1 protein-coding gene is annotated in these 444 nt (G+C 62.4%); it reads right to left on the reverse strand.

The genetic code is table 11. The features are described from left to right. Nucleotides 1-444, reverse strand: a 444-nt coding sequence (locus EN969_RS34920) for a trimethylamine methyltransferase family protein (protein WP_206525393.1), incomplete at both ends; no start/stop codon positions are given.

Raw genomic sequence — 444 nt, forward strand, 5'->3', positions numbered from 1 at the left:
CGCCTTCATGTTTTCCGGCGTGCGGACCGCCGGTGACCCGGACTTCATGTCGACTTTGGAGGTGAAGCCGCCATATCCGACGGGGGCGCCCTTGCGCACCATCTGGGCGAAGGCGATGCCGGCAAGCGCCTCCGCGTTCTGCTGCACCAGTGCGCCGGCGATGGTGACAGGCGCCATCGCACCCGACAGGGTAAACGGCGTCACGACGACGACCTGGCCCTTGCTCGACATCTGGATGATGCCTTCCATCATCGGCACATCGAGTTTCAGCGGCGAATTGGTGTTGATGATGGTGAAGACGGACGGCTCTTCGAGCATCTGCTCGTGGCTGATGCCGCGCGCGATCCTGGCGATCTCGATGCCGTCGACATTGCGCTCCTTGCCGAGCGAATAGATGTGGAACACCTTGTCGGTGAGCACGCTGAGATCGCGGATGCATTCGAG

The organism is Mesorhizobium sp. M7A.F.Ca.CA.003.01.2.1 (genome assembly GCF_003998945.1).
In the GTDB taxonomy this organism is placed as follows: Bacteria; Pseudomonadota; Alphaproteobacteria; order Rhizobiales; family Rhizobiaceae; genus Mesorhizobium; species Mesorhizobium ciceri.